Below are 824 nucleotides of genomic sequence, written 5' to 3'. Positions count from 1 at the left end.
CGCGCATGCACCGCAGCGCCAGCCGCGAAGCGGAACTGGGCGATGACTTCGATGCGGCTACTGTCGATCTGAGCGAAGCCGTCACCCGGGTGCTGCGCCATCCAGCGGTGGCCAGCAAGAGCTTCCTGATCACCATCGGCGACCGCAGCATCACCGGCCAGGTAGCGCGCGATCAGATGGTCGGTCCGTGGCAGGTGCCAGTCGCCGACTGCGCCGTCACGGCTACCAGCTACGACGTTTACACCGGCGAGGCCATGGCGATGGGCGAGCGTACGCCGCTGGCACTGCTGGATGCCCCGGCGTCGGGCCGCATGGCCATCGGCGAAACGCTGACCAACCTGGCAGCGGCACGCATCGAGAAGATCTCCGACATCAAGTTGTCCGCCAACTGGATGGCCGCCGCCGGCCACCCCGGCGAAGACGCGCGGCTGTACGACACCGTGCGAGCCGTCGGCATGGAGCTGTGCCCGCAGCTGGGCCTGACCATTCCGGTGGGCAAGGACTCGATGTCAATGAAGACCCGTTGGTCGGAGGAGGGCGCCGAGAAAAGCGTGACCTCGCCGATGTCGCTGATCGTTTCCGGCTTCGCCCCAGTCACTGATATCCGACAGACCCTGACCCCGCAGCTGCGCCTGGACAAGGGCGCAACGGACCTGATCCTGATCGATCTGGGACGCGGCCAGAACCGCATGGGCGCTTCGATTCTTGCGCAGGTGTATGGTCAGCTTGGTCGCCAGGCACCCGACGTCGATGATGCCGAAGACCTGCAGGCGTTCTTCGCCGTGGTCCAGGGGCTGAACGCCGACGGTCTGCTACTGGCCTAC

General features: G+C 66.1%; 1 pseudogene. It reads left to right on the top strand.

What is annotated here, in order from left to right:
* Positions 1-824 (top strand): annotated as a pseudogene (locus CXQ97_RS20765) (phosphoribosylformylglycinamidine synthase); the annotation flags it as partial.

This window comes from Arthrobacter sp. B0490, assembly GCF_002929355.1.
Taxonomy (GTDB): Bacteria; Actinomycetota; Actinomycetes; order Actinomycetales; family Micrococcaceae; genus Arthrobacter_D.
This window is presented reverse-complemented; position numbering and strand designations above follow the sequence as displayed.